13 protein-coding genes and 4 pseudogenes are annotated in these 20,435 nt (G+C 40.4%); 2 read left to right on the forward strand and 15 right to left on the reverse strand.

The features are described 5' to 3' along the window. Positions 1–22: 22 nt before the first annotated feature. A pseudogene (locus FGQ53_RS12265) lies at positions 23–457 on the reverse strand (hypothetical protein); the annotation flags it as partial. A 561-nt stretch (positions 458–1,018) separates the two neighbouring features. Beyond that, positions 1,019–2,950 (reverse strand): annotated as a pseudogene (locus tag FGQ53_RS12190) (SEC10/PgrA surface exclusion domain-containing protein); the annotation flags it as partial. A gap of 274 nt (positions 2,951–3,224) precedes the next feature. Here FGQ53_RS12190 and FGQ53_RS02800 point away from each other — a divergent pair. Further along, a complete protein-coding gene (locus FGQ53_RS02800) occupies positions 3,225–4,130 on the forward strand; it encodes a helix-turn-helix domain-containing protein (RefSeq protein WP_138335580.1) in 906 nt (301 codons plus the stop codon). A 37-nt stretch (positions 4,131–4,167) separates the two neighbouring features. Here the strand turns inward: FGQ53_RS02800 and FGQ53_RS02805 are convergent, their stop codons facing one another. The 5 genes from FGQ53_RS02805 to miaA are packed head-to-tail and all read right to left on the reverse strand — an operon-like array spanning position 4,168 to position 8,619. Further along, positions 4,168–4,923 carry an SDR family NAD(P)-dependent oxidoreductase gene (locus FGQ53_RS02805; RefSeq protein WP_138335581.1) on the reverse strand — a complete coding sequence of 252 codons (756 nt, stop codon included), beginning with the start codon at positions 4,921–4,923 and terminating at the stop codon, positions 4,168–4,170. Positions 4,924–4,943: 20 nt separating this feature from the next. Further along, on the reverse strand, positions 4,944–5,873 hold the full coding sequence (gene rnz / locus FGQ53_RS02810; RefSeq protein ID WP_138335584.1) for a ribonuclease Z: 930 nt from the start codon (positions 5,871–5,873) through the stop codon (positions 4,944–4,946). A gap of 14 nt (positions 5,874–5,887) precedes the next feature. After that, positions 5,888–6,511, reverse strand: a complete 624-nt coding sequence (locus FGQ53_RS02815; RefSeq protein ID WP_138335586.1) for a cystathionine beta-lyase — start codon at positions 6,509–6,511, stop codon at positions 5,888–5,890. Then, a complete protein-coding gene (hflX, locus tag FGQ53_RS02820; protein ID WP_138335588.1) occupies positions 6,504–7,742 on the reverse strand; it encodes a GTPase HflX in 1,239 nt (412 codons plus the stop codon). The genes FGQ53_RS02815 and hflX overlap by 8 nt, the downstream gene beginning before the upstream one ends. After that, a complete protein-coding gene (miaA, locus tag FGQ53_RS02825) occupies positions 7,735–8,619 on the reverse strand; it encodes a tRNA (adenosine(37)-N6)-dimethylallyltransferase MiaA (protein WP_138335590.1) in 885 nt (294 codons plus the stop codon). Before miaA ends, hflX begins: the two co-directional genes overlap by 8 nt. Before the next feature lie 120 nt (positions 8,620–8,739). Here miaA and FGQ53_RS02830 point away from each other — a divergent pair, with 120 nt between their 5' ends. Beyond that, a complete protein-coding gene (locus tag FGQ53_RS02830; protein ID WP_001051777.1) occupies positions 8,740–8,910 on the forward strand; it encodes a DUF3042 family protein in 171 nt (56 codons plus the stop codon). 50 nt (positions 8,911–8,960) lie between these two features. On the opposite strand, the gene FGQ53_RS02835 is transcribed toward FGQ53_RS02830, so the two are convergent. The 8 genes and pseudogenes from FGQ53_RS02835 to FGQ53_RS02870 all read right to left on the reverse strand — a co-directional run. Continuing rightward, complete coding sequence (locus tag FGQ53_RS02835) at positions 8,961–9,800, reverse strand: thymidylate synthase (RefSeq protein WP_138335592.1); 840 nt, start codon at positions 9,798–9,800, stop codon at positions 8,961–8,963. 96 nt (positions 9,801–9,896) lie between these two features. Beyond that, positions 9,897–10,856: an ROK family glucokinase gene (locus tag FGQ53_RS02840; protein WP_138335594.1), complete on the reverse strand. Its 960-nt coding sequence runs from the start codon at positions 10,854–10,856 to the stop codon at positions 9,897–9,899. Between the two features lie 111 nt (positions 10,857–10,967). After that, the gene (locus FGQ53_RS02845) at positions 10,968–11,660 is read right to left on the reverse strand and encodes an excalibur calcium-binding domain-containing protein (protein ID WP_138335596.1); all 693 of its coding nucleotides are present in this window, start codon (positions 11,658–11,660) and stop codon (positions 10,968–10,970) included. A 58-nt stretch (positions 11,661–11,718) separates the two neighbouring features. Continuing rightward, positions 11,719–11,817, reverse strand: a pseudogene (locus FGQ53_RS11920) (alpha/beta hydrolase); the annotation flags it as partial. After that, positions 11,818–13,539 carry an aminodeoxychorismate synthase component I gene (gene pabB, locus FGQ53_RS02855; protein ID WP_138335598.1) on the reverse strand — a complete coding sequence of 574 codons (1,722 nt, stop codon included), beginning with the start codon at positions 13,537–13,539 and terminating at the stop codon, positions 11,818–11,820. Positions 13,540–13,599: 60 nt separating this feature from the next. After that, positions 13,600–19,434: a ZmpA/ZmpB/ZmpC family metallo-endopeptidase gene (locus tag FGQ53_RS02860; protein WP_138335600.1), complete on the reverse strand. Its 5,835-nt coding sequence runs from the start codon at positions 19,432–19,434 to the stop codon at positions 13,600–13,602. A gap of 2 nt (positions 19,435–19,436) precedes the next feature. Continuing rightward, positions 19,437–20,000 carry a TIGR01440 family protein gene (locus FGQ53_RS02865; protein ID WP_171019063.1) on the reverse strand — a complete coding sequence of 188 codons (564 nt, stop codon included), beginning with the start codon at positions 19,998–20,000 and terminating at the stop codon, positions 19,437–19,439. A 114-nt stretch (positions 20,001–20,114) separates the two neighbouring features. Then, positions 20,115–20,309, reverse strand: a pseudogene (locus tag FGQ53_RS02870) (sensor histidine kinase); the annotation flags it as partial. Positions 20,310–20,435: the final 126 nt, after the last annotated feature.

Below are 20,435 nucleotides of genomic sequence, written 5' to 3' on the forward strand. Positions count from 1 at the left end.
TTTCATTTTCCTTTTCTCATCCTTATTCTACCCACTCACCGTTAGCATTAACCTTATATCCATCTGGTGTAGTGGTGTTTACTGCTAAAGCTCCTGAATTATAGGCGTAGTACCATTTACCAGAAACTGTAAACCATCCTGTTGTCATAGCACCTGACTTGTCAAGATAGTACCATGAACCATTATCTTTAACCCAGCCTGTAACCATTGAACCTGAATTATTCAAGTAATACCATGTACCGTTATATTTTATCCAACCCGTAGCCATTGAGCCTGACTTGTTCAAGTAATACCATGTACCGTTGTCTTTTACCCAATCTGTAGCCATTGAACCTGACTTGTTCAAGTAATACCATGTGCCACCAGTTTTGACCCATCCAGTTTGCATCCAACCTGCTTGGTCAAAGTAGTACCATTTATCCTTGATTTGTTCCCAACCGTTGGTTGTATATGAACCGTCAGCATGTTTGTACCACCAGCGACCAGCTGACTCAATCCAGTTACCAGCTTGTGAAGCTTTTGAGTCTTCTACTTTCTTAAGTTCTGTATCTGTTTTCTTATTCGCTGGTTTCCCTGCAAGATACTCCAGATACCAATCTGATAAATTGTAGTAGTCCTTTCTTTCATCCTTAACCAACTTATCAAACTCTTCTTGGATTTCAGCTAATTTAGCTTTTTCAGCTTTCAATTTAGCTGTAACTGCGTCCAATTTATTTTGTGCCAATTTTGCAGCAGATTTTGCTTGAGTTAGTTTTGTTTCCAAATCAGCTACTTTTGCTTGCGCATCTGCAAGATTCTTATCTGCATTTAGATAAGCACTCAATTCAGTTGCAATTGCTTTCGCATCTGACACCAATTGGTCTTTTTCTGCATGGAGCTTTTCTTGTTCAGCTTGAAGAGCTTGCAACTTGTTTTCTTCAGCTTGCAATTTTGCTTGCGCACTTGTAAGAGCAGTTTCAGCATCTTTTTGGACAGTTTTGGCTGTAGCAAGTTCAGCCTTAGCTGTTTCAAGAGCAGTTTGTTTTTCTGCTTGGCTTCTTGAGAAGTTTTCAACAGCTTTTTCAGCGTTTGCTTTACGTTCTTGTGCATTTGTTAAAGCAAGATTTGCCAATTGCAAGTTCTTTTCAGCAACTTCTGTTTGAAGTGGTGTTGCTGTCTTGCTTGCCAATTCTTTGTCAGCTTGCGAACTAGCTTCGAGTGCAGCAGCAAATTTGCGTACAGAGTTTGCAAGTGATGTTTCAGCATTTCTAAGAGCAGTTTGAGCTTGACTGTTTTGTTTTTGTGCTTCAGCTAGTTTTGCTTCAAGTTGGGCAAGTTCATTTGATTTAGAAACTGGAGTTCCTTCATTTGAAAATGCTGTAATCATGTAATGACGACCATTGATATTAGCTACATCAATACCAACATATTTTGCAAAGTTTAGGTTTGCATAAAGGTGTCCCCATGGGTAATTTTCATCAGCAGTTGTGAATTTATCAAGATATGTTGAACCAACTAGTTCATTATAAACAGCTTGTTTTAGTTCATACATGTTTGAGATATTAGAACGTGTAGGAGCAATATTTTCAACAGCATTTGCTACGTGACCATAAACAATTGGGTCTAATCCACGTTTTTCATATTTTTCAACTTGTTGAGATGCTAGTTTTATAGCTTCTTTAGTTGTTGCAGTCTCTTGTTTTACGTTAAATGAATCTTTAAATGCATTTCTGATTTGTTTCAATCCATTGACGTAAAATTCTGAGATTTCAAGTTTTTGAGCATCTGTCAAATTGTCAATATCAACTGGACGATTTAAATCAGTTTTATCATATTTGACATTAGAATTTGATTGTTTAACAATATCAGCTACAGAATTGAGAATCAAATCATCTAAATCATCTTTAATTGCATTGTTTTTGTTAGCTTTTTCTAATTTTAATAGTTGTCCAAATGTAACAATATTTGAAGACACACCAGCTGATTTCAATACATCTGTTGAAAATCCATTATACACATTTGACGGAATAGTAAATGTTGGATTTGGAATGTTCATTCCTTCAGATTTATTTAACTTAGCTTTTTCCACATCCAACGCAGTTTGCGCTTCTTTTTCTTTAGACGCTGTAGCATCTGCTTTTTCTTGGATAGAATCTACTTTAGTTTGGTCGGCGTCCATCATTTCTTTAGCTAATTTCAAGGCATCGTTTTTGACGTTCACATTGTTTGTAGCTTGTTTGATGGCTTCTGCGCGGTTGCTATCTGCTTTTTTAGCGGTTTCGACAGCTTTTGTTGCGCTTGAGATATTCGCATTGGCTTGTTCAATATCTTTTTCAGCTTGTGCAAGAGAGGCTTTTGCTTCGCCAAGTCCTGAACCATTTAGCGCGTCTTCAGCAGCTTTCACATTCTCTTCTTTAGCGGTTACTGCTTTATCCACTTCAGCTTTCTTACTTGTTGCGCTTGCAACGTTAGCAGTTTCAGTTGCTACAGTTTCAGTTTGCGCTTTAATCGCTTCAGTAGACGCTTCAGTTGCTTTTTGATTGGCTTCTTGAGCTTTTACATTGGTGTCTTGTTTAGCTTTTGTAGCAGTGATATTTTCTTCTGTAGCATTGGCTTTAACAGCTTCAGCTGATTTTAAGTCCTCTTTAGCGCTTGTCAAAGTAGATTCGGTAGTTGTGACAACTTTGTTAGCAGAAGTAGCTTCAGCTTTTGCTGTTTCACTTTCAGCTTCAACTTGTTTAACAGTAGATGCTTGAGCCTCAAGAGCAGGCTTGACATCAGAAGATTTCTTTACTTCTGGTTTTGCATCGGCTACAGGTTTTGAAACAAGAGCAGGTTCGTTTACAGCAGTTACAGTAGTTGGGTCAACTGGCGCTGAAACAGTTGCTTCCTGAGCAAATGCAGGCACACCAACAGACGCAAGTGCAATAGCTGTTGAAGTTGTGAGGGTTTTAAAAGTATTTTTTGACATGTTAATTTCTCCTTTAATGACTGATAGAATAGGATTGAGTGGTAAGTCAATCCTTGTTATACTAGTATAACAAGCCTACTTTTTAGCTATTCTTTCCCTTATCATACCATAATAGATATTTAAATTTTTCGGCATTTAAACTATAGTTTCAATGTTATTTAAAAAATCCAAAAATAGCATGGAATTCTAATATTTTGTAACTATAGTTTTCTTTTCTCTGTTTTTTCTCTAAATTTTTGTATAATAGTTTTAGAAGTATGTAAGGAGATTATTTATGGAAAATCTATACCCATTTGGAGCTACATTTAAGTACCTGCGCGAAGCACGAGGACTCAGCCTAAAGGAAGCCGCCTCAGATATCGTATCACCACAGTTCCTAAGTCAATTTGAAAAAGGAGACAAAGGAATTTCACTTGAAAACTTTGCCAAACTGTTAATTGTTATCGGAGTGGAATGGAATGATTTTGTTCTAGCCTATGCAAATAAAGGTGGAGACTGCTTAGAATTACCTGCTATTGAATTTGGCAAGCATGTGGTCCATGAAGAAGATATTCTCACTTACATTGAAGAATACGAAAAATTATTTGATGTCTATCTAAAAGACAATTCACTTCAAGCAGAGATGATTTTCAAATCTATTAAATTAAGACATTATCCAACCATAGCAAAGAGTCCAAAAACTGTTGCCAGAATTCAAAACATTATCAATCATTTAATGAAATCGGATGTCTTTAATAGTATCGAACTTGAAATTTATCGCGTCATTGTCAATCATTGTCCCATGGAACTCATTGACCATATGAGCAAACAATTACTACTTATGTACAAAGAAAGTGCTAATACTGATACATACATCCGTATTTTAAATGCTCTCACTTTCTCTGCAAAATACTTCTCTGAACTGGGTTACTATCAAAAGGCTGATGATATTATTAAAAAAATTAAATCACTTCAAACCTTCGAACGAGGCTATTTGGCTATTCCCCTCATGTTCCTAGAAGTTGAACATGTTTACAATCAATTTAGATGGAACAAACCTGAAGCTATTCCCCTAGCCAAAAATCTATTTAATTATCTTCAAAGCGCAAAATTTATTGATCAGCAATACTACTCTAATTTTATCAACGCCTTCACTTATCATTGCCATGCATTAAATAAGACTGGAATTGATTTGTTCTAATCGTCAAAAAAGTTGCTCCATTTTAGGAACAACTTTTTTACTTATAATTAAAAGCCTCCCCTGCCAACTTATCAGCTAGCTTGGGAAAGAGAGTATAAAACTTATGGGCTAGATTCAACAAAACAGGAAGATTGAGTTCTCGTTTATTTTTTCCTATAATCTTGACAATCTTTTTAGCCACTGCATCTGCTTCCAACAGGAAGCGTTCAACAGATTTGAGATAGGTTCCATCTGGGTCAGATTGGTCGAAAAATCCTGTGCGGATTGGTCCTGGATTGACTGTTGTCACATAGACTCCATAGGGCATGAGTTCGAGGCGCAGAGCATTTGAAAAACCAATGGCTGCAAACTTGGTCGCTGAGTAGAGACTAGACTTGCCAGTAGCAATCAAACCTGCCATGCTAACGATATTGATGATATGGCCTTTTCGACTCTCTTTCATACGGGCCGCAAGGCGTCGAGATAGATTCATCAGGGCAAAGGTATTGACCTCAAACATCTGATGAATATCTTGGTCGGAAATCTGGTCAAATTCCTCAAAAATACCGTAACCAGCGTTGTTAATCAAGACATCAATCTTGCCATAGCGGAGATAGAGATCGGTTACCAGAGTTTCTAATGCTGAGTCATCGGTAATATCAATTTCAATCAATTCTGCTTGTGGATGATTCCCATATAGCTCCGACATTTTTTCCTTGTTTCTACCAAGCAAGATGAGTTGGTCTTCAGGTAAAAGTTTGACCATTTCTTGGGCTAGACCACCGCTAGCTCCGGTAATGAGAATAGTAGGCATACTTATCCTTTCTCAATCTTTTAGATTTCCACTTCTTCCAAGTCTTTGACCACATGGACATTTTCAAAAACACTAGCAGCGTCTTTTTTGAGCTTGCTGATATCTTTTGAGAGAAAACGAGCACTGATATGGTTGAGTAAGAGGCGTTTAGCTCCTGCTTCTACTGCAACCTGTGCAGCCTGCATATTAGTTGAGTGACCATGATTTCGAGCAATTTTTTCATCTCCCTTACCATAAGTGGACTCATGGACAAGGACATCTGCATTAACAGCCAGACGCACACTGGCATCCGTTTTTCGAGTGTCTCCTAAAATAGTGATAATCTTACCCGGACGGGGAGCTGAGATATAGTCAGCTGCCTTGATTTCGGTCCCATCTTCGAGAACAACGTCCTGACCGTTTTTGATTTTTCCAAAAAGTGGACCAAATGGGACGCCAGCAGCCTTGAGCTTTTCAGCATCCAGCGTTCCTTCCAAGTCCTTTTGCATGACACGGTAACCAACACAGAAAATAGTGTGATCCAACTCCTCTGCATACACAGTGAATTTATCGGTTTCAAGGATTTTTCCTAAAGAATCTTGGTCAAACTCATGAAAATGAATGCGGTAAGGCAGGCGCGAACCTGACACACGAAGGCTGGTTAAGACAAAGGACTTGATTCCTTGAGGTCCATAGATCTCCAAATCTGTCTGCTCTTCATTGGCTTGAAAAGCACGACTAGAAAGGAAACCTGGCAGGCCAAAAATGTGGTCTCCGTGCAAGTGGGTGATAAAGATTTTGCTGACCTTACGTGGTCGAATTGTGGTCTCAAGAATGCGATTTTGCGTACCTTCTCCACAGTCAAAGAGCCAGACTTCGTTAATCTCGTCCAAGAGTTTCAGAGCAAGACTTGAAACGTTGCGGGCTTTAGAGGGCTGACCAGCCCCCGTTCCTAAAAATTGAATATCCATTCGATACTTTCTAATTAATCAATATATAACATGGCTGTGCGGTTTTCCGATCGGAAATAGCGCTTGCCAGAAAAAGAAGCAGCTTCTTGCAGTAAATCCTCTTGGCTGTAGCCTTTGAGACGCTTACGACCATCAGCTAAGCTTTCCAAATCAGTCAAAGCTGTAAGACTCTCCACACTAACAACTTCCTCATCTCCGACAGCTTTCATGTAAATCTTTCCAGACTCTTCAAAGACGAGTTGATGGGGGAAAATTTGCGCAATTTCAAAGAGCAAGTCATCTGAAATCTTCTCTTCATTCTCAGAGAAAATCCGACCCAGACCCTCACTCTCATAACAAAAACCAAAGGATTTACCAGACAGATTAAGCCGAATAAAAGGCTTGCTTTCTAGGGTAAAACTTGGCTCAGCATTGTAGAGGTTCAGTTCCTGACTGACTTCTGCAAAATAATCCGTCGCTGCTTCAGGACTCTTTTTCTGGTAAAGTTCAGCAAAGTAGGCATTGACCACACTTGGCGGAGGCGTGATGAGTGCCAACTGCTCCTGTTCTGTTTTACCAGCTAGAAGTTGATCCAGATAGACCTTATCCAGACTTGTATAACCTCCATACTTTAGAGCCAACGTTTTAATATCAGTCATAAAATTCTTCTAACCTCCATTTATTTTTCTCAGAAATGTAGCCTGTAATAACTTCTCCATCATCTTGGTAGTCACGATCTTCCAGAATCGCAACACTTTCTAAATCATGAATTTTATAGGATTTTGAAAAAGGCACGCGCAGGGTAAAGACTTCAAAAATATCCTTGATTTTCTCTAAAAACAAAGCCTGCAAGTTTTCACGACTATCCTCAGACTTGGCAGAAATGAGGGCGTATGGCGTTTGGGTAGGCGTGAAATCCTCAACCAAATCGGCTTTATTGTAAAGGGTCAGGCGAGGAATATCCTCCATGTCCAAGTCTTTCATGATAGACAGAACCGTTTTTTCATGCTCCTCGTGGTAAGGATTGCTGGCATCGATAACATGAACTAGAAGGTCCACATGCTTGCTTTCTTCCAAGGTAGACTTGAAACTGGATACCAACTCTGTCGGCAAATCTTGGATAAAGCCAACTGTATCTGTCAAAGTTACTTGAAGATTGCCCCCCAGATGGATACTCTTAGTCGTCGCGTCCAGAGTTGCAAAGAGCTCATCTGCCTCATACTGGGTCTTGCTAGTTAAGGTGTTCATGATAGTTGACTTTCCAGCATTGGTATAACCAATCAAACCAATCTTAAAGGTGCTGGACTCCAGACGTTTTTCTCTGACAGTCGCCCGATTTTTCTCAACCACCTTGAGTTGGCGCTCGATATCAGTGATTTGATTGCGAACGCTACGACGATTCAATTCCAGCTGGCTTTCACCAGGACCACGGGAACCAATTCCCCCAGCCTGACGACTGAGCATAATCCCCTGACCAACCAAGCGAGGCAAGAGATACTTGAGCTGGGCTAGGTGGACTTGGAGCTTCCCTTCATGGCTTCGAGCTCGCATGGCAAAGATATCCAAAATCAACTGCATACGGTCAATGACCTTGACACCCAGAACTTCTTCTAGATTGACATTTTGCCTTGGGGTCAGACGGTTGTTGACGATGACAGTGGTAATTTCTTCTGCATCCACCATGAGCGCAATTTCTTCCAACTTACCAGAGCCGACGAAGGTCTTGGAATCATATTTTTCACGTTTTTGTCTGTAGCTATCTACAACGACTGCCCCTGCCGTTTTCGCTAAACTAGCCAATTCTTCCATGGAGAGGTCAAAATTGTCCATACCCTGCAATTCCACACCAATCAGCAGGACTCGCTCCTCTTTTTTTTCCGTATCAATCATCTAAAAACTCCTCTATCTGGCTTAAAATGCGGTCTTGTACACCAGATTCTCCAATCTGATAAAAGGTCACCTGCATGCGATTACGGAACCAGGTCAACTGACGCTTGGCAAAACGACGGGTCGCCTGTTTGAGACTCTCACTGGCTTCTTCCAAGGTCTGCTCTCCACGGAAGTAAGGAAAGAGTTCCTTGTATCCAATACCTTTAGCAGCCTGCACATCAGGGTAATGGTCAAAAAGCCACTTGGCCTCATCCAAAAGCCCAGCCTCAAACATCAAGTCCACGCGGTGATTGATACGTTCATATAATTGACTGCGTTCATCATCCAAGCAGATAATCAATGGTTCATACAAGGTTTCTTGATTTTCCAAATCCTGACCAAAATGGGCGATTTCCAAGGCACGCATAGCACGACGACGATTAAACTGGGGAATCTCAAGGCCTGCTTGCTCCACCAAATGGGCTAATTCCTCATCTGAATATGGCTCCAAACTAGCTCGATAGTCCAAAATCTCCTCATGGGGGGTCTCTCCACCCAGATGGTAGCCTTCTAACAAGCTCTGGATATAAAGCCCAGTTCCACCAGCAATAATGGCTAGCTTACCACAGCTGTGAATATCCTCAATAGCCATCTTAGCTTCTGAAACAAAATCAAAAGCCGAGTAAGACTCGGTTACCTCTCTAACATCGATTAAATGATGGGGAACAGCTGCCTGCTCTTCTGGACTAGCCTTAGCCGTCCCAATATCAAGTCCTCGATAGACTTGCTGGCTATCTCCACTAACCACTTCGCCATTAAAACGCTTGGCCACTTCAATGGCAAGGGCTGTTTTCCCAACAGCAGTCGGTCCAACAATCACAATTATTTTTGTTTTCATCTTTTTTCCTTGAAAAATTCCCATTTTTTCGTTACTATTATTATAACACAAAAAGGTCAGTCAGAAAAATGTGACCTCTTGAAGAGGCTGGCTGATTGAGAATATAAAGGAGGAAGACTCATGGCTAAAGGATTCGCTAAAGGTCTTGTAACAGGTGTCGCAGGAACTGTCGCTGCACTTGCAGGCGCGGTATACGCATTTAAAAAGAAAGTAATCGAACCAGAAGAACAAAAAGCAGCTTTCATCGAAGAAAACCGTAAAAAAGCAGCTCGCCGCCGCGTATCACGTTAAGAAACAAAAGAAGTTGGGATTCATTATCTCAACTTCTTTTTTCTATTCTTTTAAATAGCTAGGTCAAACTTCAACTGGGGCTTAACAGGGTCATAATCCACCAACTCAAAATCTTCTGCTTTAATATCAAAGAAATTAGTCCCATCAGGAACATTTAAAATCAAGCGTGGTTGGCAGTTTGACGGCTCACGACGGAGCAATTCCTGAGCTTGTTCAAATTGATTGTCATAGATATGGAGGTTGTTTATGAAATAGAAGAACTTCCCAACCTTCCAGCCAAAATGCTTGGCAATCATCATTTGAAGAGCCACATACTGCATAGCATTGATGTGGTGGGCCACCAGCATATCATTCGAGCGTTGCGTCAAGGTCGCATCCAGATAGATTTCCCCATCAACACGACGGACATCAAACATGGTCTGAAAGGCACATGGGAGCAACCCATCTGTCTCTTCGAAAGCTTGGTAATCCCAGAGCGAAATGATATTGCGACGGTTCCAAGGGTTGGCTTCCAACTGTTTGAGAAGCTTATTAATAATATCGTGTTTCTTAACAACGGCACCATAGCGTTCACCAATGGTTCCTGTATCTCCCACTTCCCAGTCATCCCAGTAGTGAACATTGTACTTGCTATTTAGCACTTCTAGGCTATTAGACTGATCTTGGTAAATCCAAAGTACTTCCTTGATGGCGGATTTGATAGCGATAGGACGCAAGGTTGTGATGGGAAATTCCCCCTTGGCCAAGTCATACTCTGCAAAGGTACCCGTTACGTACTTAGAGTTGGCAACTGTCCCATCCTTGTACTTAGGACGGGCCTGCTCAGAAAAGACACCGTCTTTGAGGATTCGTTCAATATTCTCTTTAAAAATCGTATCTGCTTTTGTCATTTACTCTCACCTCATTTATTGTCCTAACTAGGATAGCATAAAAAAGAAAGGAGGAAAATCACTCGCTTCTGGAAAGCTATTTTCTCCTTTTTTATTTTATTGCAATACAAGTGATGCTGCTCCGATAACCCCAGCGTCATTTCCTAGAGTTGCAAGAGCTAATTTAGTGGATGTGCGTACTTGTGGGAAGCTATTTTCGTCATAGACTTTTTGAACACCTTGTAGAAGGAATTCTCCCGCAGCTGATACACCACCACCGATAACGATTGTTGATGGGTTTAGGATTGAACCGATGTTGGCACAAGCGATTCCCAAGTAACGTGAGAAGTTACGGTAAACGATCAAGGCAAGGTCGTCTCCTTCTTTTGCAAGGTCAAAGACAGTTTTAGCAGTTACTTCTTCACCGTCATCAATCAAACGTTTCAAGGCTGCATCGCCTTCGTATTCATCTGCGTAACGACGAGTCAAGTTGACAATCCCTGTTGCAGAAGCGACTGTCTCAAGGCAACCTTTCTTACCGCAAGTACATGCGATTGGTTGATCAAAGTCAACAGTAATGTGGCCAAGCTCACCTGCTGCACCAGCAACACCGTGAAGCAATTTGCCTTCTGCAACGATACCGCCACCAACACCTGTACCGAGTGTCATAAAGACAACGTCTGGTTGGTTGTCACCAGCCCCCATCCAACGTTCACCAAGGGCTGCCACGTTGGCATCATTATCGATGAAGAATGGAATGCCCAAGGCTTTTTCAATTTTCTCTTTAATTGGTTGAAGGGTTTTCCAGTTCAAGTTGTAGGCACCAATAACAGTTCCTTTTTCACGGTCAACCACACCTGGTGATCCCATTCCAATACCTTGGAAGTCCGCTGCTACCAATCCAAGCAAGTCCAAACGATGTTGAATAGACTCAATCATATCATCTACGATATGACTTCCCTCATCCAAAATGTTAGTCTTGATAGACCATTTTTCTTGGATTTCTCCTGCTGTTGTTAAGATTGCAAATTTGATAGAAGTTCCACCAAGGTCAATCCCAATAATCTTTTGACTCATCATATTCTCCTTTTTCATTGCGTAGTAATTGAAAATGCTTACAGTACTAGTATAACAAATTTCACTCATTTATGCAAAGGTTTGCATTGACTTTCTGGATTTTATTCTGACTTATGGTTTCCAGAGGCCGAAAGCATCTACGTAGTAGCGACCTCCATCAACTCGCTCATTTTTAGCCATTTTACCATCTGATTTCAAATAGTAATTTCCTTGCCATGCATTGCGAGCGTATGAACCATCTGATTTCAAGTAATACCAGGCTTGATAAGAAGAGTCATAAACCCATTCACCTTGTGCCATTTTACCGTTTGATTTAAGGTAGTAAGCTCCTTGCCATGCATTCTTTGCATAAGATCCATCTGATTTCAAATAATACCAAGCTTGATAAAAAGCATCATAAATCCATTCGCTCTGGGCCATTTTTCCGTCTGCTTTCAGGTAATAGCTTCCCTGCCAAGCATTTTTCACTGGATTTCCATTTTCATCAAAGTAGTACCATGCACCATCCTGCTTAACCCAGCCACTTGTTGTTGCTGAACTTGTATCAGTTTGAGTTGTAGTCTTTTGTTTTGCTTTAAAAGCACCCTTAGGGACATTTTTCAATTCGCAAGCCACACCGTCATGATCGCGGTCTAACTTGGCAGAATAACCAGGATCCCCCTCATGAAGATCTGAATAGCCATTAGCCCAAGCTTCCTTACAGCTAGAAAAATGGATGTTTTCGTCTGCTAACACAGGTTGTGAAAACAAGGCTAAAACTGGCAAGGTAGATAGACTTATTTTTAAAAATAGACGTTTGTTCATTTCTTTCTCCCATAATTATGATATCGATTTCACTATTATTTTATCAAACTTATTTCAGCAATTCAAGAGTCTCTGTGAGCTTATACTTCAAATGATTCCGAACTTCTTTCCAAGACTCTGCTGACTGCCCTAACCCGTGTAAAAATACCAGTTTCATCTAGTTCTCCTCAAGGCTTAATTCATACAAGCCTCTCACTGCATTACAACCGTAAATAGCTTCTGCTTGGGTTAAATCTGCCAAGGTCAAAACTTTCTCTTCTACCTGTCCTCTTTCCAGCAAATGCTGACGATAAATTCCTGGCAAGATTCCAAGTCGGATAGGCGGTGTGTAGAGTTTCCCAGCGATTTTCAGAACCAAATTTCCGATAGAGGTTTCAAGAAGTTCTCCAGACTTATTGTGGTAAATAATCTCTTGCTCCCCTAGGTTCAAATGTGGTCTGTAAGTTGTTTTAAAATAGGTGAAGGATTGATTCAAATCCGCTTCTTGCAGACAAAGTTTAGCCTGGCAGAAATATGGACTAAGGGGTGTTAAGATTTGACGATCGAGTTCTATCTCTCCAGATTTGCTGAGAGAAATTCGCAAGCGGTAATCTTGATTAGCATCACAAGCCTGATACTCTTCCTCTATCTTTTTTCTCACTTCTTCTGCATCAAAAGGAAAGGCAAAATAGCGACTAGCTATTCTCAGTCTTTCCAAATGTTGTTCTTCAAACAGCAGTTGTTTTTGGCTGATTTTCCCAGTAGTAATCAGTTGGAAACGATCTTGTTTACGATAGAGAACAGCTGCCTTTTGATGAACCTCGCGGTATTCAGATTCCCAAGTGCTATCCCATGTAATGCCTCCGCCAACTCCATAGATGGCTTTCCTTTGATGCAGTTGAATAGTCCGGATAGCAACATTGAAAATCCGTCGTCCATTTGGAAGCAAGAGACCAACCGTTCCACAGTAGACTCCACGCGGTTGTGGTTCCAGGCCCTTAATGATTTCCATAGTTGCAATTTTGGGTGCGCCCGTTATGGATCCGCAAGGAAAGAGGGAGCGGAAAATTTCAACAAGGTCCACATCCTCTCGCAACCGACTCTTGATGGTCGAAGTCATCTGCCAAACCGTTGAATACTGTTCCACTTGGCAGAGACGCTCCACATGCTCACTCCCCACTTCAGAAATACGATTCATATCATTGCGCAAGAGGTCCACGATCATCATGTTTTCAGAGCGATTTTTAGGATCCTGTTCCAACCAGCCAGCCTGTTCAAGATCTTCTTGGTCAGTTACCCCACGCTGAGTCGTTCCCTTCATTGGTCGCGTTGTCAACTCGCGGTTATTCTGCTCAAAAAAGAGCTCTGGACTCATGGAAATCACTGCCATCTCGTCATGTTCCACATAAGCATTGTAGCTCGCCTCCTGTTCTACCACCATGCGATTGTAGATAGCAAAAGGATTGGCACTTAAATCTTGCTTGAGTTGGACTGTGTAGTTGACCTGATATGTGTCCCCCTGACGTAAATGATAGTGAATCTGAGCAATCGCCTTTTCATAGTCTGCTGCAGACGTTACTTCCTGCCAATCATAAGGCAAATCAACATCCTCATAAGTCAGAGGAATAGGGGAGGTTTCCACCCTATCATGAACAGTAAAATACAGTAGGTACTCTCCCAGTAGGGGAGTCTTGTGAACTGCTAATTTTTCCTCAAAAGCAGGTGCAGCCTCGTAGCTGACATAACCCACCACATAGTAGCCCTGCTTTTGGTAGTTTTCCACTTGTACCAGCAAGGCTGTTACTTCCGCTAAATCTCTCGTTTTTAACTCTTTGATAGGCTGGGTAAAGGTGTATCTCTCCCCCAAAGCCCTAAAATCAATCACTGTTTTTCTATGCATACCTTAAGTATAGCACAAATTAAGAAAACCCTCATCCGCAAAGCAGATGAGAGATTTCGATTATTTAAAGATTGAAGTTTTAAAGCTATTTGTTTGTTGAAGAAGTTTTTTGTATAGTTTTTCTTTAAGTGTAACAGTATTGTCAAATTTAACTGATTCATTCTTAAGAGTAGCTTTATCTTTTTCAACGGCTGCAGCAAATGCATTCTTCAAATCTTCGTAACTACTGTAAGTAGTGCCGTCGATTGTAACAGAGTTAAATCCTGCCTTAGCTTTATCAACAACTTCTTTGAAGTATTCTTTCTTCCAAGCTTCTAGAGTACTAAATTTACCATCAGAAACTTTCTTAATGATGAAGTCATCACCTAGAGTAGCATGACCAGCCTGTTTAGACTCATTTTTTAGCATGTTAGAAGCGTAGTTTAAGAAGCCTTTTTCATATCCAAAGTAACCCCACATACGGAAGGTGTTATGCTTGAATGACATTGCTCCTGGAGCCCCTTCACTTGTATTACCACCGTAAATACCTGCAGTGATAGGCACCGTTACATAGGCAGAGCCAAATCCAGTTGGGTCATAAGTACCATTACCAGGACCATGTTTGGTCATGAAGTTCTTATCTACCAGATCGTTAACAGAAGTTAAGTTATATTCTTTTTCTTCTGCATTCAAATCACGAACCTCATCGTATTGGTTCTTCGTATTCGCTCCACGTAGTTTTTTATCCACTTTCTTGAACCAAGCACTATTTAAGGCTTTATCGTGTTTATCAAGAACGGCTTCTCCTTCAAGGTAGTCAAGAAGCATGAGCGTATCATTGAAACCTTTCATGTAATGATCGATTTCTTCACGAGATGTAAGGTCATTTGGATTTGTGTTGTACCATTGGTTTCCGTCATTTGGACGTTCGTAGGTCATGTTCAATCCTAGTGCTTTAAAGTCGCCGTTTGGACTTGTTTCAGCAGGTGATTGTAACATACCTTGTGCGAATGCTTCTAAGTCAGTTCCTTCACGGTGTCTAGAACCACCTAGGTAAACCATGCGGTCATTTACGTGAGTCGTTTCGTGAGTGAAGGCTGAGATACCAAAGTCACTAATCATATTGGTAACCATGAAGAAGACTGAATCATCTTTATAAGGATTACCGTAGATACGAGCTACAGCTCCCATACGCCAGTCAGTAGCATGGTAACGACCTGTTGGTCCGTACAATTCACGAACTGGAGCGACATCTTTACCGCTATTAGTGTGACCGTATTTATCAGTACCTTCTTTGTAGTTTTGGTTATCTAGTACTGGTGTTGGCACCATGTTATTGCTCTTCAATAGCTGGTTGCGAACTTTATCTAATGATAAACGAGACCAGAAATCCAAGTAGTTTTGTTGAGCTTTAGCAACTTTATCAATTTCAGGTTTGAATGCCTCACGTTCTGCTTCAGTATTCTTACCGTATTTCTCAAATGAACTGTATGCTAGTGTATTGTATGTTGAGATTAGAATCATGTGCGCATCTTTTAAGTTCAGAAGTGGCAGGATCATCTTACCGTGCATGTCGTTATTTAGTCCTTCGTATGCTCTGTGTTTCTTATCAGCAAACTCAGGAGTTGTTGTCTTCGGCTCAACGACATATACATTATCTTTAGTTGCTTTTATGAACCAATCGTTTAAGTCTGTCTCACTTGTGAAGAGTTCCATATTGTATTTCAAGAACTCATGTAAATTACCTTTACCAGTAGCACCAGCAATCACTTCACGATAGGCATCGTGAGTGCGGTCACCCTTAATATAACTTTCTTTAGAACCAATATTGATGATTCGATCTAGGACACTAACATTCTTACCATAGAAGTCAGGTTTGAATAACATTAATTCTTTAATATTAAAGTCATCGAATTTAACTCCGTAGTAACGGTTGAGGTAAGACAAACCAAGAAGAACTGCAGCCTTATTGTCATCGATTTTCTTAATCAAGGCACGTTTAGCAGCTTCATCTGTGTTCAGTTGGTGATCTTCATTTTCCACTAACTTCGTAACGAATTGATTAAGATTATCTTTAACATACTTGAAACTTTCTTCTAAGTACAAATCCTTAATTGCATTGACTTTGTTGCCACCAGTTCTACCCAAGTGTTGGTAAATCGGGTCAGATTGCAATTCAACTGGACTCAATTTACTTTCGATAGCGCTGATTAAATCTGCACGATCTTTAACAACCATGTTTGGTGTGTAAACGACTTCACCAAGTTCAGCGATGCTGTATTCTTTAACTTGCTTCACTTGAGATTCTTTAGGTGAGATGTTAAAGATTTCTTTTGTCTTATCAGCATAGTGAACCATAATATGGTCAGCATCTGTAAGGTCTGTGACAAAGTCATTTCCTTTCATTGCAGTTACAGACAATACTTCTTTCGTTAATAAGTTTGATCCAGCAGGAATCTTGTTACCTTGATTTACAATCCATTCTTTGTTATAGAACGGTTGAAGTTTTTCGATATTACGGTAAGCAAGCTCATGAGATGCGTCGTAGTCTTGAGTATCTTTGTAAGTGTCAGCTTTTGGCTTAACATTATTTAATGTATCTAAAACAAGAGGATTGATAACATAATCATTAGCTGTAATTCCTAATGTTGCAATTTTCTGGTCAGCTTCATCTTGAGACACTTCTTTAATTCGGTTAGAAACAGAGAATTTAAATGAACGTTTCCCTGTACTTACATCTTTTACAACGAAGTTACGTTCTAAAGCGTTATTTGAGAAGTATCCACCCTCTTCGTCGATATCTTTAGATCCATAGAACACTTCACCGTTTTCAACTTTCATCATAGACACAGAGTCTGCAACTTTACCCCATGCCCAGTTCTTACTAAGGAAACCACCTACTTCAACAGGTGTGTTTACCTTAATAGTTCCTTTAGTAACAGCATTACGAACAGAACCATATTTACCAATTCCGTTAGGATCAGAACCGTTATCTGATCTAGCAACAAATCCACCGATACGAGCTTTATTAGCAACTATATCAGCTTCTACATATCCTTTATCGACATTACCTTTCCAGATTTCACCAACCATACCAGCGAAATCCCATCCTCTATCACCTACACCAGTAAGTTTACCGATATAAGCAACATTAGTAAGCTGTCCGCCGTTATCTAATTTGTTAACAAGTCCGGCAATTCCATCTCTACCAGTTATGCTACCAGTTACTTTAATATTCTCAACAGTAGCGTTTTTAACAGTTCTAGCAAGAGCAGAAATGTTATCAATCCAAGGCATATTAATATCGACATTAGCCAAGTTAACATCTTTAACCGAACCACCTTCAATACCACCAAATAATTGACGTGTCATATTGTGGATTGAATAACGTTGTCCCTCAACACTTGATAACTTACCTTTAAATGTACCAGGAACATACTCTTTATTCGGAGTCGGAACATTTGCTGCATTAAGATCCGCACCAAGTTTAAACTCACCGCTAGGGTTAGCTTTCATATCTTTTACAAGCTCATTGAAGTTGTAGTAAACATTACCTTCTTTTGCTTTTTGTTTTTCAAAGTAATGTACATACTCTTCACTAAGTGTGTTATCTGCATTACGTTGAACTAAGTCCGGTGCTTTGGCAATGACTTTGTATAAAGTTTTTCCATCTTTTTCTACTTCTTCAATCTTGTCAACAGCAAGTCTTGTAACTTTGTTGTCGTGAGTTGTAACTCGTAAATAAAGCGGAGCAACATCAGCTGGTTTTTCTGTAAGCAAACTAGTGTCTGTTTCGTTACCATCAGCGTCCACACTCATCAAGCTTGTTTCTTTGATATTTTTGATTTCAACTTTTTTGAGGTCAATTCTTAGAGGTTCTTCATTCAGAACTACTTCCTCATCGCCTTCACCACGGTCATAAACCATCTTAGTTTCAATCTTATAATCTTTGTAGTATTGCAAATCTGTCAGGCTAGCTGTTAAGTTGTCAGGTGAAACATTCAATGTTTTCACAATCTCATCACCTTTTTTCAGAGTTAAGGTGATAGTTTTAATGGCTGCCTTGCTTGGATTTTCTAGACTGTATTTAACATCTGAAGTACGTTTCAAATCCTTAAGTTCCACTGCAGTGAGGGTCAATACTGGTTTTTCAAATGTCTTGGTACCACGTTTCAAAATTCGGTCTTGAGGGGCCTCAATGACTTCTTCCGTTACTTTTAGTGCATCCTCAGTCTTAACTCCTTTGATAGTATTAAAGGTCTTAGTGATTTTTTTCTGACCTTCTTTACCTTCTTGAGCTACAACTTCTAAACCTTTTTTCAATTGAGCATCTTCTTCAATCTTTTCTTCGAATGGAATCTTTTCAAGGCTTTCCTCTACAAGAGTTCCTTCAATTGGTTTTGTACCACGACTTACCTGTTGATTTACAGGCTCCTTGGTCACTTCCGTACTGGTTGAAAGAACTTGGTCAGTTTTGACACCTTCTACCGTTTTATAGGTTGTTTTTGTAACTTGACTTCCTTTTTCACCATTTCGTAGGACAGTTTCTTCGTCTGTATACTTAGTTGGATCCTCAGTCGTTTCAGTTTTGTAGTCAATTTCTGTAGTTGATTCTTCGACAAGGGTTCCCTCAGTTACCTTATACTCAGGTAACTGATCTTGAACAAGTGCTTGACCTTCCTTACCTACCTCTTGGGTTCCTTTAGACTCTACTGTAGCCTCTGGCAATTCCGGTTGCGTTAAGGATTGACCTTCTTTACCTGCCTCTTGAGTTCCTTTAGACTCTACTGTAGCCTCTGGCAATTCCGGTTGCGTTAAGGATTGACCTTCCTTACCTGACTCTTGAGTTCCTTTAGCTACTTGATGTGTTTGCTCAGTTTGTGGTACTGGAGTTGGGGCAGGCTGTACCTCTTTCTTAGTTCCGACTGCAATAACTTGCGACACAGGATTTTGAACCACTTGGTCTTCAATGACTTCTCTAACTTCTTGACCATTAACTATCGAAACTTTGGTTACAAGGCGACGCTGACCATTGACTCCGGCTGTGACGATACGAGTCTGTCCTTCTGCTAAATTAGCATCTGGGCTTGTGACCGTTTCAAAAGGAATCTCTACCAAACTCTCTTCCTGTCTAGCCTGAGGCTTCTCAGAAACTGGTTTTTCTTCAACTGCAGGAGCAACTGGATTCTCTACTACAGGTTTTTCGATGACAGTTTCTGGAGTGACAGCAGGTCTTTCTTGAACTACTTCTGTTTTCTCATTTTCTTTTGAACTTTGCTTTTCTACTGGCAACTGAGGTTGTTCAGCTGAAGCTGGTCTTGATGGATGGAGTTCTGCTTCCTTGAAGTAACCAATGTATTCATAGCCATCAATGTGGATAATCCCTTCAGCCAAGCCTTCATGTGTAGAAGCTGAAATAGTTTGGTTATAAGAAAGCAATTCTTTATTTTCAAATGCGAATGTCCCATAAGGTACAAAGGTGCTGGCTCCTAAAGAACTAATCAAGAGAACACCTAGAACCTCTTTGCGACCTTTTTTGGACACCAAAAAGACTGCTAGTGAGGCCGTTGCCAAACCAAGACCTGCCAAAGCTAGTTCCTTACTTCCTGTGTATGGAAGTTGTTGACTGTTAGCTGCCTTCTTACGATAAACTACATAGAGAATATCATCATCTTGAAATTCTGTAGGAACCTCATTGTGAATCAGGGCTTTTTCAGACTCGGTCAATTCCTGTTCCGCCAGATAACGGTAATGAACGTTATGAGCACCGCCAACTTCATTGGCTTGCACCTTATCCACTGAAAGGATACTAGCACCAAAAAGGAAGGCCCCGATTGCTACAGGACCTATCCCAACAGTTAGCTTACGAATCGAATATTTGGTGATTTTTTCTAGTTGTTGTTTTGTTTTTCTCATTCTCACGACTTCCTGATAGAATCTTCTGGATACTGCGCACGCGCACCTCCGATTAGTTTGGGACGACTAGCTAGAGCTGTTACATGGGCATGCCCAATTTCACGCAGTACGGGGCGAATCGGAACCTGAACATGCTTAACATGCATGCCAATCGCAGTGTCTCCGATATCCAATCCAGCATGGGCCTTGATAAATTCAACCTCAACTGGATCCTGCATAAACTTGAAGGCTGCTAGCTGACCCGAACCTCCTGCATGAAGTGTAGGAAGGACACTGACGATTTCCAGACCAAACTGCTCTGCCACCTGACGCTCAACAACGAGTGCACGATTGACATGTTCACAACCTTGAACGGCTAGATGAATTCCTTTTTCCTCTAGGATATCTAGGATGGTTTTCACAATGATTTCCCCAATTTCTTGACTGGATTCCTTGCCAATCTGACCACCTATCACCTCACTAGAAGAAAGGCCCAAAACAAAGATAGCTCCTTGCTTCAAATTAGCCTTTTCCAACACATCTTCTACAATCTGGCTTGTTTCTCTTTGAATGTCTTTTTCCTTCATGCTTGATACCTCTTTTGTCATTATCTATCATATCGTTTTTTCTTGTTTTTAGCAAGATAGACAACTTATAAAGCTTGCCCAATTACGCATAAAACTCCCAGAATTGACTGGGAGTTAGCTGGTTGCTATTTTATTGATGTATATTTCAACTGTCGTCCCTTTTTCGGGTGCAGAATTGATCTTCATCTGGTAATTGTCTCCAAAATGAAGTTTGAGTCGTTGGTTGACATTTTGTAGGCCAACTCCCCCACGTTTGAGCTGACTTTGACTACTATCTCCAGGATTTTGGAAGCCAACGCCGTCATCCTTATACTAAACAAAAATCAAAAATTGACGTATAATAGATATATGACACAAGCAACATTTACTACCAATGACAAAAACATTCTCACAAAAACTCTCAAAGATAAGAAAAATCTGCGCTTTCATAAACGA

Origin of the sequence: Streptococcus mitis, assembly GCF_005844455.1 — a bacterium.
Taxonomy (GTDB): domain Bacteria; phylum Bacillota; class Bacilli; order Lactobacillales; family Streptococcaceae; genus Streptococcus; species Streptococcus mitis_BF.